Raw genomic sequence first — 15,696 nt, forward strand, 5'->3', positions numbered from 1 at the left:
CTGGTTAATTTTCCACATCCATGTATTCTAGCTATAAAGCTACTACTACATATTTATCGTAAGTTTGTTACAATGTTTAATTATTTTACTAAAATAATTTTAGAAGCGATAAAAAAACGGCTGCCAAAAATACGGCAGCCGGTGCTCACTCAAGATTTTTTTTCAGCTTCTTAATGATATCCGCATTAATATTCAACGCCGCTTTATTTTGTTCCTGAATCGCCTCGTATACTTCGCTTCGATGGACTTTGACGTTTTTCGGTGCCACGATTCCCAGTTTCACTTGATCGCCGTCAATGGACAGCACCTTGATTTCGATGTTTTCTCCGATGATGATGGATTCATTGATTTTCCTGGAAAGGACCAACATTATTTCACACTTCCTTTTGGCTCAGCAATCGGGAAGCGCAGCGGAAAGGCTTCGTTGTCTTGCAACACAATTTGTTTTCCGCATTTTTTTACGCTATTGATCACGATTGGGGCGAGTAAATTCAAAGTTGATGACTCAAAAGGCTCTTTTACAGTGACGATGGAATAGGCAATCAGTTCTTCTTCTTTTTCAACCTGCAAGTCTTCTTTATCGGTTTCACTGATATCGAAAGCATAATCTTTTTTGAAAGCAAAAGGATAGGCGACAACAAACCCGACTTGCGGTTCTTCCACTGATTGGAAAAATGCAAGGGGGCTGTCTTTTTCCAATGGCAGCAAGACGTATTTCGTATAATCTTCCAATCCCAAAAGCCCGCTTGTCAATGTGATGATTTCTTCTTCTTGGATTTCCACTTCGCCTAAAAATTTCGTTTGAATTTGCATCGTGTTATCTCCCATCTATAAAGTCACATCAATTTCCACTTTAGGATATTGTAGTACTTCACCTGTAATTTTTCCAGGCGTATATTCATGGATCGGTTTATTCATCTGCACATCAATCTTCGGTTTCTGCGGTGTAATATTTATTTCCGTTTCGCCAGGGATATAATCAACTTTTACCGAGCCGATGGAAGGCACGAATTTCAAGTTGAATTGCAATGGCTTCGGACCAAATTTTTCTTTGGCAATGTTTTGAATGATTTGACGCCCCATGCCCTTTCCGGCATTCTCCATGATTTGGCGCCCTTCCTTTGCCCGTCTTGCCATCCCTTCCAGAACCGCTTTTTTTCCTTCTTTCGCATAATTGTCAATGGACTCTAATGGCCCCACCAAACCAAGATCACGGCGGGCCTGTGTTGTATCGAGATGCAATTGGGCGCGAGTGGAGTTGATTTCCAGAATTGCAGCCGGCTGCTCGATATGCTGATCCGCTCTCGGTTGGCGGATCGTTTGGACCGGATCTTGAATGTTCCAATCCATGATGATATCGTATGTGCGGATATGAATTTCGGGGAACCTCATAAAATCACCTGCATTTCAAGAAAAGCGTTTGAACCGGGTCGTCCAAACGCTGATCGATTTTTCTTTTTATAAAGTGGTTTAATTATCGAATAAAATCTACCAATGTTTGCTGAATGATTTTTGCACCGACTGACAGAGCGGCTTGGTGAATGGATTCCGCTGTGATCATTTCCGTGATGGCTTTCGCATAATCGACATCCTCATTTTCTGAAAGCTGTTTTGTCACATTCGTTTCATGCAATGCCAGACGATTTGTCATCAATTCCACCCGGTTTTGACGGGCGCCGATATCCGCACGCGCCGCGAGAACGTCTTCATACAGCTGATCCAAATCACCCAACATCTCCGAAATATCTTCCCCGGTTTTTGTATCGTCATTCAGAAGGTTTGAAAGGTTGCTCATAAAATTATCAATATTCCCAAACAATGTTTTTCCCGGTATATTCACATCCAGTTTAATCCCGTCAAAAACCTCGATTTGGACAATCTCTTCGTTGATATGGCCCGTCATGCCACTTTCGTCAAAAACGGGTGCCAATGTTTTTGTTCCTGAGAATATGTATTTATTTCCGACTTTCGTATTCGCTATGTCTCTTAATTGCAGTTTTATCTGTTCGATTTCTTCTTTTATTTTTGTCCGGTCGCTTGATGTGTTTGTATCATTCGCCGCTTGAACCAACAATTCTTTTATGCGGTGCAGGGCGGTACCCGCTTGGTCAAGGGCGTCATCGGTCGTATCCAGCCAGTTGTTGACCGTCTGGATATTGCGGGTGAATTGTTCCGCTTTATTCAAATCTGTGCGGAAAGCCATGCCTTTTACCGTAGAAACAGGATCATCCGACGGGCGTGTGAATTTTCTGCCGGTCGTGATTTGTTCCTGATATTTCCCGATTTTGGAATAACTGTTGCTCAAGTTTCGAAGCATATTATTCGATAACATTGATTGAGTTACACGCATGTTCTTTCTCCTTTCTTCATTCGTTGAAGAACATTAAACCGTTATAATCCTGCTCTTCCCATGCCGTTGATGACTTTGTCCAACAATTCATCAATCACCGTGATCATCCGGGCATTTGCACTGTAAGCCTGCTGGAAACGGATCATATCCGTCATTTCTTCATCAAGGGAAACTGAACTCATCGAAGCACGGTTGTTTTCAACAGTCAGACGGATCGTTTCAGTGTTCGTTTTGAGCAAGTTCGCCTTTTGCCCGTCTACCCCAAGTTGTCCGATGAGGCCTTGGTAATAGGATTGGAAAGTTGCGCCGTCCAATCCCAGATTATCAGGCAATTCCACCGTTGTTTCGTTTCCGTCTTTATCCTTGATCTTGCCGATGGATTCTTTATTATTGATCGGCATGGATTGCAGATTTGCCAGAATCAGCGCCCATTTGCCGTTTCCTTCTTCCCCTTGAACGCTGGATGCAGCCACCAGGTTCGGATCTTTTACAAGCGCGTCGTTCACTTTGATCGTGCCCGCAGTAAGTCCGGCTGGATCAAAAAATGAAATTCCATTCACAGATGTGTCCGGATCGTCACTTTTCCCCAACGTATACCCTGCTTCATGGACTTTATTGAAAGCTTGTACAAAAGCGTTCGCCAATTTATCCAAACTTTGGAGCATTTCCGGGAAATAGCCTTGGATGGTGTTGTTGGTGCCATCTGTGCTATACCCAAAGGAATCGATCAGCGACAACAATTTCCCTTTGAACTCTTGGAAATTTTCTTGTCCTATCGTTTGAGTTTTGTTGCCCATGCTGATCTCTAATTGATGGAACGGCAGATATGCCAATTGGGGATTGGCAGGATCCGTATCTTCGTCCCCGTCTACAAGCTTCCCGCTTGTATCAAGTGCCCGCAAAGTGGCATAGTTTCCACCCTCAACCAAAACAATTTCCGAATAGCTGCCACTATTATCTTTGACATTCAACTTGATGGTGTAGCTTCCTTCCGCCACTTTCGAAGCGTTTCCTCCAGAAGGGACCCGCTCGATGGAAACCGGGAAGTATTCATTCAATTGATCCACCAACAAATCCCGTTTGTCATACAAATCGTTCGGCACATAGCCATTTGGTTCAACGGCTTGGATTTCTTTATTGATGTTTGCGATTTGTTCCAAGATGGAGTTGATTTGTTCAACGGAAACTTTGATTTCGTTGCCCAGGTTTCCTTGAATCTGTTTCAGTTGCGTATCAATATAGTTGAAGGAATCCGCCAAATGGATCGCCCGTTGCACGACCACTTTTCTGGCCGCTGTATCGTCCGGGTTGGCGCTGACGTCTTGAAGGGCGCTCCAAAACAGGCGGAATGCTTCATCCAAACCATATTCAGAAGGCTCCGACATGACATCTTCCATTTGTGAAATCGCATTGGCTTTCGTTTCCCAATAGCCAAGTTTGTTCGTTTCCTGGCGGTACTGGCGGTCGATGAATTCATCCCGGACCCGCTGTACTGATTCCGCTTTTACCCCTGTTCCGATATAGCCGGGTGTCATCGGGGCATTTAAGCCTGCACCGGGATAACCCAAAGTTGGCGACATAATGATTCTTTGTCTCGAATACCCTTCCGTATTGGCATTCGCAATGTTATGGCCTGTTGTATATAAAGCTGTTTGTTGCGTGAACAAACCTCGTTTGCTTGCTTCCAGTCCCATGAATGTGGAGCGCATAAGGGTCTCCTCCTTACTGAAAATATGTATGAAAAAATGGGAGGAAGGGAATTCAGGTCCCCTTCCGCAATCAATTTTTAAAAAGGGGGGAAAACATTTCGTGATACCATTGGATGATGTTCTTTCAACCAAGGTGAAGCTTTATGCACCTGCATCCAATTTTGCAAATCTATGTATAAAAGCTTGCGGCAGACTGTAGAAGTTGCGCCCCGCCGCAAAGCGTGAATCACCAATTTTCACTAGCGTTTCAACAAATCCGACAGTTACGCCTGCGAATCAAACAGCGATTGCCGTGGAGCGTTTCCTCCGCGCACCGTTTTATCGGAATAATTGATTTGCTCCTGCTGAGGACGCAACATGTTGAGCGTGACGTTCACCACTTGCAATGAATTGAAAATCAGCTGTTGGTTCAATTCATTTTGCAGCTTCAGATCCACAATGATTTTCATTAACCGATTGCGGACATCCTCAAGCTGCTTTCGCTCTTCCTCATCTTCCACCGCTTCAATCAGCTCCTCAACCGTTGGGGCGTTGGACACCGCAATGCCTTTTTCCTGAAAATATTCCATGACCTTTTGCTGCCGTTGCGCTTCCAACTGTTCGATCGCCGCGACGTGGGATTGCTCGATTTTCAACATTTGATCCAGTTCATCCATGTCATTGTTTTTCACAAGCTCCGTCTTTCTGTATGCATGTTCGAGCAAACTTTTATGCATTTTTTCAAGCTTTTCCAATATTGTTATGATCGGTTGAACTGACATGGTTTTGGACTCCTTTGAATAAATTCGTTTTCATGAATGAAGCTCCGCACAACTTTCCTTTTATTTCAAACGATAAAATCTCAACATATCTTCCGCGACTTTGTGGGGATCCACTTTATATTGGCCAAGCTGGATCTGCTGTTTCAAGCGTTGGACCTTTTCCGCGCGTTCCGTGCTGTAGTCGGACACCACTTGCAATTCTTTCGCCGCATCCGAAATTTCGATTTTATCCATATTCGTTGATTTTGTTTTTGGAGCATTCATATTCCGAATCTGTTTGGTATAAGGATTTACCGAATTCGTATTGATTGGATTAATTTTCACAAGTTAGCCCCCTTCATAACCTGTCTAATTCTTATTTCGGTTTGTTCACGAAAATGTTAAATAAAAAAATAAAAAACTCACATATTGCACCATTATCAGTATACCAATAATGGTGATGTGAGCAACTTTTGACCCATTAATTCTCTTTGGCATGTTTCCCTTTATCCGCCAAATATGTAGCGCGTTCATTTTTCTGAACATTTTCCCTGAATTCCTTCGCGGCTTCATACGTGCGCAAGTCGGTTTTTAATTCTTCCGTACAACGTTCACAAAGTTTCCCTTGCGTCGTCAAACGTCCGCAGTTGTCGCAAGGGTAGCCCAAGTTCGGAAAAACGGCGGGATGAAGGCGGCCTTTGCGGACCCATTTATACAACAATTCCCGGTCGACACCAGTGGCTTCCACAATTCGGTCCACTGTCGCAGCGCGGTTTTCCCGTTTTCTCAAAAAACGGTAAACGATTTGATACATTTCCTCTTCCTTTTGGGCGCACTTATAGCAAACATCCCGTATTCCCACATAGTTGAAAAATTCACCGCAACTCGGACAATTTCGGATTTCTCCCATGACCGGTCCCCCTCTCAAGCAGAATTTCTTCATGTAACGGCTTTCAAAAACACGGATTCCAATGAGCTTCGTATAAGCCGGATTTCCTTGTTTTCATTATACACCAACAATGAAAATTGTCATATTTCGTTAAATTCATACTATTATTTAGTAACTAAATTTGTAAATATTGTTCACCATTTTTTAATATTTTTCGGGACTTGCGACGATGTGATTTTTTGATTTGCGGGGCTGGACCGGTCAATTGTTTGGTCATGGAAACCGCTTACCCTGATTAACGTAAAGGCTTTTACCGATTTGGCCCCTCCTTCCATAAGCGCCCGTATGGCATGGCGGATGGTCGTTCCGGTCGTATATATGTCGTCAACCAGGAGAATGTCCCTGTCTTTGATTTGGGCATTCTCTTTTAACCGGAAAATCTGGGGCGTGTTCATCCGCTCCTCCCGCGTTTTCCCCCCTTGCGTTTCCAACGTGGTTTTCTCAAGGATGTGGACGAAAGGGATTTGCGCCTGCTTCAGCAATTCATCCACATGGGCAAAAGTGCGGTCCTTTAATTTTTGGGGATGCATTGGAATCGGCACAATCATTTCTTTCCTGTTTTTCAGGCACTGATGGATCGGTTCCGCGAATACTTTGGCCAGCAGCACATCATGCATGAACTTATATCGATGCAAATAATCTTGCATCGGTTTATTATATTCATATAACGAAAACACTTCTTCATCTTTGTCATGATTATACCGTACAAATTTTTCTTCGCATTCATGGCAGAGGGTTTTTGGGAACCGGTTGAAGAAAAGCCCTTTCCAGTCCATTTGGGTGTTTAACGGAGAGTTGCAAAGAAGGCAATTTTCTATCTCGGAACGGTTCATTGGATCCTCCTTTCGACTGAATTTCTTTCTTTTCGGGTGAAGGCGGTTTTGCCTCTAAACTCCCTTCCATATTTTTAATTGCCCTTCCTGATTCCATCCTGATTGAGTGGAGCGGTGCCATTCATTCCGTAACGCCGAACGCTTCCCTGTTCAATCGGAGGATTTCGTTTCTGGCCGCGTCCATTTCTGCGGAGATTCCATGATGGAAAAAGACGATTTCCCCATCAGGGAATTCCGCATTCCTTCCGACGCGGCCGCTGATTTGGACCAAAGCGCTGGAAGTGAATATCTTCGACTCCGCCCCAACGACCGCCACTTGCACATTTTTGATTGTCACGCCCCTCTCCAAAATCGTCGTCGTCAATAATCCGGGAACTTCTTCCTTCCGCAGTTGCATGACTTTCTCTTTCCTCTCCGGATCATTTGCGTGGACGCTTACAATGCCAGGGTGAATATGTTGAAAGGAAGGTGCCGCCTTCTGCATCAGCTGAATCGTCGGGAAGAAAATGAAAAACGGTTCCCCGCGCTCAAGCCGCATTTTCGTCCATTGAGCCAATTTTTTCGGGATTCTTCCTTTCATCATTTGCCTTTCATAAAACCAAAGGGGCTCAAAACGCGGCACCGGGAGCGGATGGCCATGATACCTTTTCGGGATGAACGAATAACCCCAATTCTCTTTTTTTACTTTGGACAAAATCCCGACAGACGGCGTGGCAGTGACGAGCGCAACGGGAGCTCTTTCCTTCCGCGCCTTCCAAACGGCTTTTTGCAAAGAAAGATCGAAGGTGTACGGAAACGCATCCGCTTCATCCACAATGACAACATCAAACGCCTTCTCGAAACGGTACAGTTGGTGGGTCGTTGCAATGACCAGCTGCGCAAATCCCGTTTGTTTGGGGGCATCCCCATAATAAGCATGGATAATAGTATTTGGGAAAACCTTTTGAAAACGTGGAAATAATTCCAATACAACATCGGTTCTTGGGGTTGCAATACAAACTCTGCATCCTTTCCGCAAGCAATGAAAAACGGCCGGAAACAAGATCTCCGTCTTCCCGGCGCCACAAACCGCATGGACGAGGTGATTCCTCTGCCGGTTGAGACTTTCCAACAATTCTTCCGAAGCTTGCCGCTGCAATTCGGTAAAAGTGCCATTCCAGTCGAAAATGTGGCGCCGATTTAATTTCCCGACAGGCCCATTCCAACTTAGGAGATCCGTACAGCTGCACATCCTCCCCATGTTGATGCAATGTCTGCAATAAACGCAAATTTTTCCGCATCGGGCACAGTCAAATTCCACAAATTCATGCCGGTTGTCATTGTGGCATCGATTGCAAACATATTTCTTATTGGCGAATATGGAAGAGGAATGTTTGATTGATATAGCAGGTGTTATTTTAAAAAAGTTTTTCTTGATATATTGTTCCATTTTCGTTCTTGGAAAAGGGGGATTTTCTCTCGACCAAATTTTCCCGATGAAGAAATCCCGGATTTCCGGTTCCACGATGATTCCTTTGTACCGTTTGGCTTGACTGTTTTTTAAGATGTATTTCATGGCATTCTCCTTTCCTGGATTTGTCTTGAGCAAATAAAAAAGCCCCTACTATGGCAAGTAGAGGCTGCATGTATTTCTTTTATTCACTGATTTCCGGCACCCATCCCAATCCTAAAGATCCTTCTCCCAAGTGGGTGCCGATTACCGGGCCAAAATAACTCAATGCAAATTCCACGTTTGGAAACTTTTCCTGCAATTTCGCCATCCATTCCCTCGCTTCTTCCTCTCGATTGGCATGAATCAGCATGGCATAAATGCGATCATATTGGGCCGCATCCTGTGCAAGCAGCTCCTCCACGCGGTTTATCGCCTTTTTCTTCGTGCGGATTTTTTCAAAAGGAACGATGACTTTATTTTCAAAATGAAGAATCGGCTTGATTTGCAGCAATCCGCCCACGATGGCCGCCGCGGATGAAAGCCTTCCTCCCCGTTGCAAGTGGGACAAATCATCCACAATAAAGTAAGCGCGCATCCGGCGTTTCAAAGCTTCCAAAGTTTCCAGAATTACCGCGGACGATTTCCCTTCGCCCGCCATTTTTGCCGCCTGCAAAGCATAATATCCTTGCGGCGAACAGGAAATCTCACTGTCAAAGACGCGCACTTTGATGCCTTCCACCATGTTTCCGGCTTGCATCGCGCTTTGATATGTCCCGCTGATTCCACTGGATAAATGGATGCAAATGACTTCATCATACTCTTTTGCCAGCGTTTCAAACAACTCGACAAATTTGCCGATGGACGGCTGAGAAGTTTTTGGAAACACTTTGGCATTCCGAACTTTATCGTAAAATTCCTTTGCCTGGATTTCGACTTCCTCTTCATAAACGCCATCTTCCAGCGTGACACTTAATGGAATCATGTAAATATTGTGTTGCTTACGTTCTTCGGGCGATAAATAGGCAGTACTATCTGTTACGACTGCAATGCTCATATTTCCACTCTCCTATGAACCTATCATACAAAAAGATATCTTACTTGTTAATACGAAAAAATTTTCTGTGAATTGATTATTTCATTCTCGATAATCCTATAAATTTTCTGTGAATAGTGGGGAAGGTTTCCACCAGGAATTTTTTCATGGCCGAATTTCACCACTCAAATTGTGTTGGAGCGAATTTTGGTATATTCTTAAAACTGACAGGAGGGTGAAAATGAACATTGTAGACAAAGCGATTGTATTTGCTGCGAAAGTACATAGAAATCAAGTGCGGAAAGGGACGGATATCCCATACATAACACACCCTTTTGCAGTGGGGATGATGCTGCAGCGGGCGAACTGTTCCGAAGAAGTGATTGCTGCCGGAATTTTGCATGATACGCTGGAAGATACAGATACGACATTTGAGGAATTGAAAGATGAATTCGGACTCCGCATCGCAAATCTCGTGCAATCAGCCTCCGAGCAGTACAAAAGCTTGCCTTGGGAAGTGAGAAAGCAGCACACAATTGAGCATATAAAAGACGCTTCTTTGGAAGAACTGCAAGTCATTGTGGCTGATAAACTCCATAATTTGCAGACGATTCACGAGGATTTGGATGTGATGGGGGATGCCATTTGGCAACGGTTCAATCGGGGAAAGCGGGAGCAGCATTGGTATTATTCAAGCATTGTGAAGGCGCTTTTACGAAGAAAGAGGGAATTTCCGTTGATTGGCGATTTGGAGGAAGAAGTGAAAGCGGTTTTCGGTTCCATTGATTTTCTTTCGGAGCAGGAAATTTCCCTGATTTTTGAATGCGCGTATCTTCATATCAATGAAGGTGTCGGAAAAGAATTGGCGTCCCGGCAATTGCTCCGGTTTGTGGAATGCATCGTGGAAGAGGCGGAACAACTGTATCGGGATGAACAGGAACATCTTTTGGACAAGTTGGAAGATCTCTCTTCCCAAGGAATGCAGTTTGAAATGAATTCGGAAGGCCCGCTCATTTTGGCAGCATTTTTCATTGCGCTGCAAAACAAATTGCAATGGTCCGATCAGGAACTGTTCAAGTATGTGGAAAAAAATAAATCGAAGTTATAAGGTGGATGGTGGCGCGGAGCTTCTCTGCTTTGCGCACACTTTTTGATTGGAGCGAATGGTGATGATTCGCTCTTTTTTTATTTGTGTGGCAGGTTGTGCTTTGGGGTGGGGGGGTGCTTTTTGGTTTGGTGCTGCTTTATTCAGTGGGGATACCTTCTCATTTGGGGTGGGCTTGGTGCGGATGGTGCTTTATTTAGTGTGGATACGGCCTCGGTTGGTGCGGTTGATACTTCATTTGGTGCAGATAGGGCCTCGTTTGGTGCGGATACTACTTCATTTGGTGCAGATAGGGCCTCGTTTGGTGCGGATACTACTTCATTTGGTGCGGATACGGCCTCGTTTGGTGCGGATACTACTTCATTTGGTGCGGATACGGCCTCGGTTGGTGCAGATACGGCTTTATTTTGTGTGGATACGGCTTCGTTTGGTGCGGTTGATACTTCATTTGGTGCAGATACGGCCTCGTTTGGTGCGGATACTACTTCATTTGGTGCGGATACGGCCTCGGTTGGTGCGGTTGATACTTCATTTGGTGCGGATACTACTTCATTTAGTGTGGATACGGCCTCGTTTGGTGCGGATGATTCCTACTCCAGCTCAGATGCGGCCCCTGCTTGCTCGGATAGCTCCTCCTCTTGCTCGGATAAGCCCTCATCTTGCTCGGATAACATCCCCTCTTGCTCGGATAAGCCCTCATCTTGCTCGGATAGCACTCCCTCTTTCTCTGATAGCACTCCCTCTTGCTCGGATAGCACTCCCTCTTGCTCGGATAACTCCTTCTCTTGCTCGGATAACTCCTCCTCTTGCTCGGATAGCATCCCTAACTCCCCCCTCTTACCCGGATTCACTCCCTCTCACCCAGGACATCCCCTCCCTTACCCGGATGCAACCCATGCTTGCGCGGATAAGCATTCCTCTCCCCTAGGATCTCCCCCCTCCCCTTGCCCAGATGCAATTCCTCTCACCCAGGACATCCCCTCCCTTACCCGGATGCAACCCATGCTTGCGCGGATAAGCATTCCTCTCCCCTAGGATCGTAAGCGTCAAATCTTGCACACCTTCTTGATGTGCTAATTTCATGAGATAATCTCCTCATGATGAAATTGAAGGAGGTTTTTTTATGCCTAAGAATCCTGAATTACGAAAGGTTTGGGAACAACGAATCGCTGACTATCGTAAAAGCGGTCAAACTCAAGTAAACTGGTGCAAGGAAAATCAATGGAGTATTCACCAGTTTAAATACTGGTTAAGAAAAATTGAAAATCCAATAAAAAATCAAGGAAAGTCTACAAAATGGGCATCCGTTACCCTAGAAGATCATTCACAAACAGTTGAAAATTCATTACGGATTGAAATTAGTGGGATTTCAATTGAAGTAAAACCTGGTTTCGATCCGGCCTTTCTTTCAGAAGTGGTTAGGACGTTGAAATCAACATGTTAGTTGGTACAAGAGCTGAACGAGTTTACTTGGCAAAAGGAAGTACTGATTTGAGAAAATCCATTGATGGATTAGCTGCTTTGGTGAAAGAGGGATTTGATTTAGATCCCTTTTCATCAAGTTATTTTGTGTTCTGTAATCGAAAGCGAGATAAATTAAAAATTCTTCACTGGGACTATAATGGTTTTTGGCTTTATTATCGTCGATTGGAAAAAGGAAAATTTCAATGGCCAAATGAAAATGACACTGGAACGATACAAATTAGTTATCGGCAATTACGCTGGTTATTGGATGGTCTTCCAATGGAGCAAAAGAAAGCACACCCAGAAGTAAAGGCTAGAACAGTTATATGAATTTTTTACTTTTAACAAAAACCTTGGAGGAAAATAGCTAAAACCGTCGAATTATTACTACATGATGAAAAATTTAAAGAATCCTAACCAAAACCCATTTGAATTAATTGAAAAACTTCAACAGCAAATCGTTGAATTGACGGCGAAATTACGATGGTATGAAGAACAGTATCGTCTTAGTCAAAAACGAAAATTTGGCTCTTCAAGCGAAAAAACAAATCCTAATCAATTAGAACTACCTTTATTCAATGAAGCAGAGGTAGAGTCTAATGTAAAAGCCGAAGAGCCAACTGTTGAAACAATTACATATCGTCGTAAAAAGAAACGTGGTCAACGTCAAGCTACGTTTGAAAACCTGCCTATGGAAACGATTGAATATCGTTTACCCGAAGAAGAGCAGGTCTGTTCGTGTTGCGGTGAAAAAACACACGAAATGAGCACAGAAGTACGACAAGAATTAGTGATTATTCCGGCTCAAGTCAAAGTTTTAAAACACGTTCGATATGTCTATGGATGCCGTCATTGTGAGCGTAATGAAATAGAGACACCAATCGTTACAGCACCTGCCCCAAAATCTGTGTATCCAAAAAGTTTAGCTTCACCGTCAAGCATGGCCTATATTATGAATCAAAAATATGTAGAGGGGCTACCTCTATATCGCCAAGAACAACAGTTCAAACGATTAGGTGTGATCTTATCCCGGCAAACCATGGCCAATTGGATGCTTTATGGTGCCGAAAAATGGCTTGCGCCAATTTATCAACGAATGAAAGAGCATCTCCTCTCTAAAGACATTCTACATGCGGATGAAACAACTGTTCAGGTTTTACATGAACCTGGAAGGTCAAGTACATCGAAATCTTACATGTGGCTTTATCGGACTGGAAGAGAGGATCCACCACTTGTCCTTTATGACTATCAGGAAACTAGAGCAGGAGAACATGCCAAAGAATTCCTAAAAGGGTTTAAAGGATACCTGCATGTCGATGGATATGCAGGATACCATAAGATATCCGGCGTAACATTAGTTGGATGTTGGGCTCATGCCCGCAGAAAGTTCGATGAGGCTTTAAACGTACTTCCTGAATCCAAACGTCATTCAGCAGTCACAGCTCGGGAAGGACTCAATTTCTGTAATCAGCTATTTGCCATCGAGCGTGATTTGAAAGAATGTACACCAGAAGAACGATATAAAAAACGACTTAAACACAGCCAACCATTGTTGGAGGCTTTTTCAGCATGGCTAAAAACAGAGAAAAGCAATGTTTTACCAAAGAGTCTATTAGGTCAAGCCATTACATACTGCCTCAACCAATGGGAAAAACTCGTGGCATTTTTAGAGGATGGACGTTTAGAAATCGATAATAATCGAAGTGAACGATCCATTAAACCATTTGTGATCGGAAGGAAGAACTGGATTTTTAGCAATACTCCGAAAGGAGCTAAGGCCAGCTCAATCATTTACAGTATTGTGGAGACAGCAAAAGAGAATAAATTAAATCCATTTTATTATCTTCGCTACTTATTTGAAAGGCTTCCCAATATGGATATAAGCAATATGGATGAGCTTGATCAACTACTTCCTTGGTCCAAAACAATTCCTTTGAATTGTCGGGTTTTTAATAACTTATCACAATAATAGTATTTAATCCCTATCATTAAAAGGTGGGGATTATTTTACGCTTACCTAGGATCTCCCCCCTCCCCTTGCCCAGATGCAATTCCTCTCACCCAGGACATCCCCTCCCTACCTGGATGCAACCCATGCTTGCGCGGATAAGCATTCCTCTCACTCAGATACTCCCTCCCCTTCCTCTTAACCAGATGCACTCCCTCTCACCCAGGACATCCCCTCCTTTACCCTGATGCAACCCATGCTTGCGCGGATAAGCATTCCTCTCACTCAGATACTCCCTCCCCTTCCTCTTAACCAGATGCACTCCCTCTCCCTCAGATATCCCCCCTCTTACCCGGATACACTCCCTCTCACCCAGGACATCCCCTCCCCTTCCCCAGATACACTCCCTCTCACCCAGGATCTCCTCCCCTCCCCCAAACCTGTCCAAAATAAAAAATCATCCAATCAACTGATTGAATGATTCCTGATCCACCATTACTGATCCAATTTCTCCATGCCCACAATCCGGGTGATTTTCCAGCCGTCATTTTCTTTCACGAAGATGGTCACTTGTCTCACTGTTCGATTCAGTGTCGCATCGGTGCCATTTTCTTTCACATGATAGTCGATATTGGCCGCCACCTGTGCTTCATTTTCACTATATTTAATGATTGTCGCATCCGATTCGACCAACTTCACATCATGATTTTTAAACGTTGCTTTCACCATTTCGATTTCTTCATCATAATCAAAACCGGTTGCATGTTTGGAAAGAACGTTTCCGTAGCGATTGATGTCTTTCGCATTAAATGAATGGATATATTCATCAAAGGCAGCGAGAATTTTCACTTTTTCATCTGCCGGAACATTCTCGGCTTCCACAAATTTATCGCCAATCATTTCAAAGCCGACTGAATCTTCTGACTGCACTTTCGTATTTTCTTCGGATGAAGTTTCTTCCGGTGTCTCTTTTGAATTTGTATTACTACAAGCAGTTAGCAGGAATAGTGCTGCAACTGTTAAGATTAGCCAGTTCTTCATTACTCTTACCTCCCCGCGCAATATTGTAGCATAAGTGCAACTGCCATTTCTATCAGCATTGATTTTTGGTCCGGGAACTTGCGCATCATGGATGCCGAAGTTAACCAATTTGCCCAATCTTCTATCCTGATCAGCCTCTTGCTGGCTGCTTTTGTCGAAATCGCAGTTCATAAGACGAAACCACTTCCGATTTAGTTGCAAAAAATAAAAATCTTTTCGGTTGATATCGGGCGCTTCTCCTTTTCGGGATCAATCACCGCATAAAAAAATCCAATCAACGATGTTTCATCGTCAATTGGATCCTGAACATACCTTATGTAGAATGTCTTACTTCCTCCCGGCAACCTGCTGCCAAGTATCCCATCTTCAACCCTACATAAACCAAATTATCTTACTTCCACCCAGCCGTTTTTGATTGCTGTAACCACCGCTTGGGTACGGTCGTTTACATTCATTTTTTGCAGAATGCTGGAAACATGGTTTTTCACTGTTTTCTCAGAGATGAACAATGTTTCGCCGATTGCGCGGTTGGATTGTCCATCCGTCAACAATTGCAACACTTCGCATTCACGTTTCGTAAGCAAGTGGAATGGACGGCGCACTTCTGTTTGATGGAAGCTGCCTTTATTTTCATGTTCGCTTAAGCGGCGGAACTCAGCCACCAAGTTTTTCGTCACTTTCGGATGCAAGTAGGAACCTCCATTGGCCACCACTTTGATGGCTTCCACAATTTCATCCGCATCCATTTCTTTCAGCATATAGCCCAATGCACCGGATTTTAATGCATGTGTAACGTAAGATTCATCATCGTGAATGGAAAGCATGATAACTTTTGCATCCGGGAATTCTTTAATCAAATCCGCAGTCGCTTCCACACCATTTTTTCCTGGCATATTGATGTCCATCAAGACTACATCCGGCATATGTTCTTTATATAAACCGATGATATCGCTGCCGTCATCCCCCTCAGCAACAACCTCAAAAGACTCTTCAAACTCCAGAATACGTTTGACCCCTTCACGGAACAATTGATGATCGTCGATAATGATGATTTTTGTCACAAAGCATTCCCCCTCAACCGTTTGACTGTTT

The 15,696-nt window shown here is 43.8% G+C and carries 18 protein-coding genes; 4 read left to right on the forward strand and 14 right to left on the reverse strand.

The window, feature by feature from the left end:
- Positions 1–145: 145 nt before the first annotated feature.
- The 11 genes from csrA to NSS77_RS02075 form a co-directional block, all read right to left on the reverse strand.
- The gene (gene csrA / locus NSS77_RS02025; RefSeq protein WP_342470159.1) at positions 146–370 is read right to left on the reverse strand and encodes a carbon storage regulator CsrA; all 225 of its coding nucleotides are present in this window, start codon (positions 368–370) and stop codon (positions 146–148) included.
- Positions 370–813, reverse strand: a complete 444-nt coding sequence (gene fliW / locus NSS77_RS02030) for a flagellar assembly protein FliW (RefSeq protein ID WP_342470160.1) — start codon at positions 811–813, stop codon at positions 370–372. Before fliW ends, csrA begins: the two co-directional genes overlap by 1 nt.
- A 15-nt stretch (positions 814–828) precedes the next feature.
- Complete coding sequence (locus NSS77_RS02035; RefSeq protein WP_342470161.1) at positions 829–1,392, reverse strand: DUF6470 family protein; 564 nt, start codon at positions 1,390–1,392, stop codon at positions 829–831.
- An 82-nt stretch (positions 1,393–1,474) separates the two neighbouring features.
- On the reverse strand, positions 1,475–2,350 hold the full coding sequence (gene flgL / locus NSS77_RS02040) for a flagellar hook-associated protein FlgL (protein WP_342470162.1): 876 nt from the start codon (positions 2,348–2,350) through the stop codon (positions 1,475–1,477).
- Between the two features lie 41 nt (positions 2,351–2,391).
- The gene (gene flgK, locus NSS77_RS02045; protein ID WP_342470163.1) at positions 2,392–4,059 is read right to left on the reverse strand and encodes a flagellar hook-associated protein FlgK; all 1,668 of its coding nucleotides are present in this window, start codon (positions 4,057–4,059) and stop codon (positions 2,392–2,394) included.
- Between the two features lie 263 nt (positions 4,060–4,322).
- Positions 4,323–4,820 carry a flagellar protein FlgN gene (locus tag NSS77_RS02050; RefSeq protein WP_342470164.1) on the reverse strand — a complete coding sequence of 166 codons (498 nt, stop codon included), beginning with the start codon at positions 4,818–4,820 and terminating at the stop codon, positions 4,323–4,325.
- Between the two features lie 60 nt (positions 4,821–4,880).
- On the reverse strand, positions 4,881–5,144 hold the full coding sequence (gene flgM / locus NSS77_RS02055; protein WP_342470165.1) for a flagellar biosynthesis anti-sigma factor FlgM: 264 nt from the start codon (positions 5,142–5,144) through the stop codon (positions 4,881–4,883).
- Positions 5,145–5,280: 136 nt separating this feature from the next.
- Positions 5,281–5,709 carry a TIGR03826 family flagellar region protein gene (locus tag NSS77_RS02060; RefSeq protein ID WP_342470166.1) on the reverse strand — a complete coding sequence of 143 codons (429 nt, stop codon included), beginning with the start codon at positions 5,707–5,709 and terminating at the stop codon, positions 5,281–5,283.
- A gap of 173 nt (positions 5,710–5,882) precedes the next feature.
- A complete protein-coding gene (locus tag NSS77_RS02065; RefSeq protein WP_342470168.1) occupies positions 5,883–6,581 on the reverse strand; it encodes a ComF family protein in 699 nt (232 codons plus the stop codon).
- 121 nt (positions 6,582–6,702) lie between these two features.
- Positions 6,703–8,136, reverse strand: a complete 1,434-nt coding sequence (locus NSS77_RS02070) for a DEAD/DEAH box helicase family protein (RefSeq protein WP_342470169.1) — start codon at positions 8,134–8,136, stop codon at positions 6,703–6,705.
- Between the two features lie 79 nt (positions 8,137–8,215).
- Positions 8,216–9,067: a DegV family protein gene (locus tag NSS77_RS02075; protein WP_342470170.1), complete on the reverse strand. Its 852-nt coding sequence runs from the start codon at positions 9,065–9,067 to the stop codon at positions 8,216–8,218.
- A gap of 220 nt (positions 9,068–9,287) precedes the next feature.
- On the opposite strand from NSS77_RS02075, the gene NSS77_RS02080 reads away from it, so the two are divergent.
- The gene (locus NSS77_RS02080) at positions 9,288–10,154 is read left to right on the forward strand and encodes an HD domain-containing protein (protein WP_342470171.1); all 867 of its coding nucleotides are present in this window, start codon (positions 9,288–9,290) and stop codon (positions 10,152–10,154) included.
- A gap of 587 nt (positions 10,155–10,741) precedes the next feature.
- On the opposite strand, the gene NSS77_RS02085 is transcribed toward NSS77_RS02080, so the two are convergent.
- Positions 10,742–10,972 carry a hypothetical protein gene (locus tag NSS77_RS02085; RefSeq protein ID WP_342470172.1) on the reverse strand — a complete coding sequence of 77 codons (231 nt, stop codon included), beginning with the start codon at positions 10,970–10,972 and terminating at the stop codon, positions 10,742–10,744.
- A 302-nt stretch (positions 10,973–11,274) separates the two neighbouring features.
- Between NSS77_RS02085 and NSS77_RS02090 the strand changes: the two genes are divergently transcribed.
- From NSS77_RS02090 to NSS77_RS02100, 3 genes are all read left to right on the forward strand, one after another.
- The gene (locus NSS77_RS02090; RefSeq protein WP_003352856.1) at positions 11,275–11,595 is read left to right on the forward strand and encodes a hypothetical protein; all 321 of its coding nucleotides are present in this window, start codon (positions 11,275–11,277) and stop codon (positions 11,593–11,595) included.
- Complete coding sequence (gene tnpB / locus NSS77_RS02095) at positions 11,589–11,945, forward strand: IS66 family insertion sequence element accessory protein TnpB (RefSeq protein ID WP_145986160.1); 357 nt, start codon at positions 11,589–11,591, stop codon at positions 11,943–11,945. Before NSS77_RS02090 ends, tnpB begins: the two co-directional genes overlap by 7 nt.
- A 61-nt stretch (positions 11,946–12,006) precedes the next feature.
- Positions 12,007–13,584 (forward strand): IS66 family transposase, encoded by a 1,578-nt coding sequence (locus NSS77_RS02100; RefSeq protein ID WP_340715078.1) that lies wholly within the window; start codon positions 12,007–12,009, stop codon positions 13,582–13,584.
- Between the two features lie 474 nt (positions 13,585–14,058).
- Here the strand turns inward: NSS77_RS02100 and NSS77_RS02105 are convergent, their stop codons facing one another.
- Both NSS77_RS02105 and NSS77_RS02110 read right to left on the reverse strand, forming a co-directional pair.
- Positions 14,059–14,604: a nuclear transport factor 2 family protein gene (locus NSS77_RS02105; RefSeq protein ID WP_342470173.1), complete on the reverse strand. Its 546-nt coding sequence runs from the start codon at positions 14,602–14,604 to the stop codon at positions 14,059–14,061.
- A gap of 386 nt (positions 14,605–14,990) precedes the next feature.
- On the reverse strand, positions 14,991–15,665 hold the full coding sequence (locus NSS77_RS02110; protein ID WP_342470174.1) for a response regulator transcription factor: 675 nt from the start codon (positions 15,663–15,665) through the stop codon (positions 14,991–14,993).
- Between the last annotated feature and the right edge of the window lie 31 nt (positions 15,666–15,696).

The organism is Ureibacillus sp. FSL K6-3587 (genome assembly GCF_038593165.1).
Classification (GTDB): domain Bacteria; phylum Bacillota; class Bacilli; order Bacillales_A; family Planococcaceae; genus Ureibacillus; species Ureibacillus suwonensis.

What these genes read in the sequence shown, in the direction of transcription:
- csrA (WP_342470159.1), bottom strand. Translation starts at nt 370, where the DNA reads ATGTTGGTCCTTTCCAGGAAAATCAATGAATCCATCATCATCGGAGAA.
- fliW (WP_342470160.1), bottom strand. Translation starts at nt 813, where the DNA reads ATGCAAATTCAAACGAAATTTTTAGGCGAAGTGGAAATCCAAGAAGAA.
- NSS77_RS02035 (WP_342470161.1), bottom strand. Translation starts at nt 1,392, where the DNA reads ATGAGGTTCCCCGAAATTCATATCCGCACATACGATATCATCATGGAT.
- flgL (WP_342470162.1), bottom strand. Translation starts at nt 2,350, where the DNA reads ATGCGTGTAACTCAATCAATGTTATCGAATAATATGCTTCGAAACTTG.
- flgK (WP_342470163.1), bottom strand. Translation starts at nt 4,059, where the DNA reads ATGCGCTCCACATTCATGGGACTGGAAGCAAGCAAACGAGGTTTGTTC.
- NSS77_RS02050 (WP_342470164.1), bottom strand. Translation starts at nt 4,820, where the DNA reads ATGTCAGTTCAACCGATCATAACAATATTGGAAAAGCTTGAAAAAATG.
- NSS77_RS02060 (WP_342470166.1), bottom strand. Translation starts at nt 5,709, where the DNA reads ATGGGAGAAATCCGAAATTGTCCGAGTTGCGGTGAATTTTTCAACTAT.
- NSS77_RS02065 (WP_342470168.1), bottom strand. Translation starts at nt 6,581, where the DNA reads ATGAACCGTTCCGAGATAGAAAATTGCCTTCTTTGCAACTCTCCGTTA.
- NSS77_RS02070 (WP_342470169.1), bottom strand. Translation starts at nt 8,136, where the DNA reads ATGAAATACATCTTAAAAAACAGTCAAGCCAAACGGTACAAAGGAATC.
- NSS77_RS02075 (WP_342470170.1), bottom strand. Translation starts at nt 9,067, where the DNA reads ATGAGCATTGCAGTCGTAACAGATAGTACTGCCTATTTATCGCCCGAA.
- NSS77_RS02080 (WP_342470171.1), top strand. Translation starts at nt 9,288, where the DNA reads ATGAACATTGTAGACAAAGCGATTGTATTTGCTGCGAAAGTACATAGA.
- NSS77_RS02085 (WP_342470172.1), bottom strand. Translation starts at nt 10,972, where the DNA reads ATGCTATCCGAGCAAGAGGAGGAGTTATCCGAGCAAGAGAAGGAGTTA.
- NSS77_RS02090 (WP_003352856.1), top strand. Translation starts at nt 11,275, where the DNA reads ATGCCTAAGAATCCTGAATTACGAAAGGTTTGGGAACAACGAATCGCT.
- tnpB (WP_145986160.1), top strand. Translation starts at nt 11,589, where the DNA reads ATGTTAGTTGGTACAAGAGCTGAACGAGTTTACTTGGCAAAAGGAAGT.
- NSS77_RS02100 (WP_340715078.1), top strand. Translation starts at nt 12,007, where the DNA reads ATGATGAAAAATTTAAAGAATCCTAACCAAAACCCATTTGAATTAATT.
- NSS77_RS02105 (WP_342470173.1), bottom strand. Translation starts at nt 14,604, where the DNA reads ATGAAGAACTGGCTAATCTTAACAGTTGCAGCACTATTCCTGCTAACT.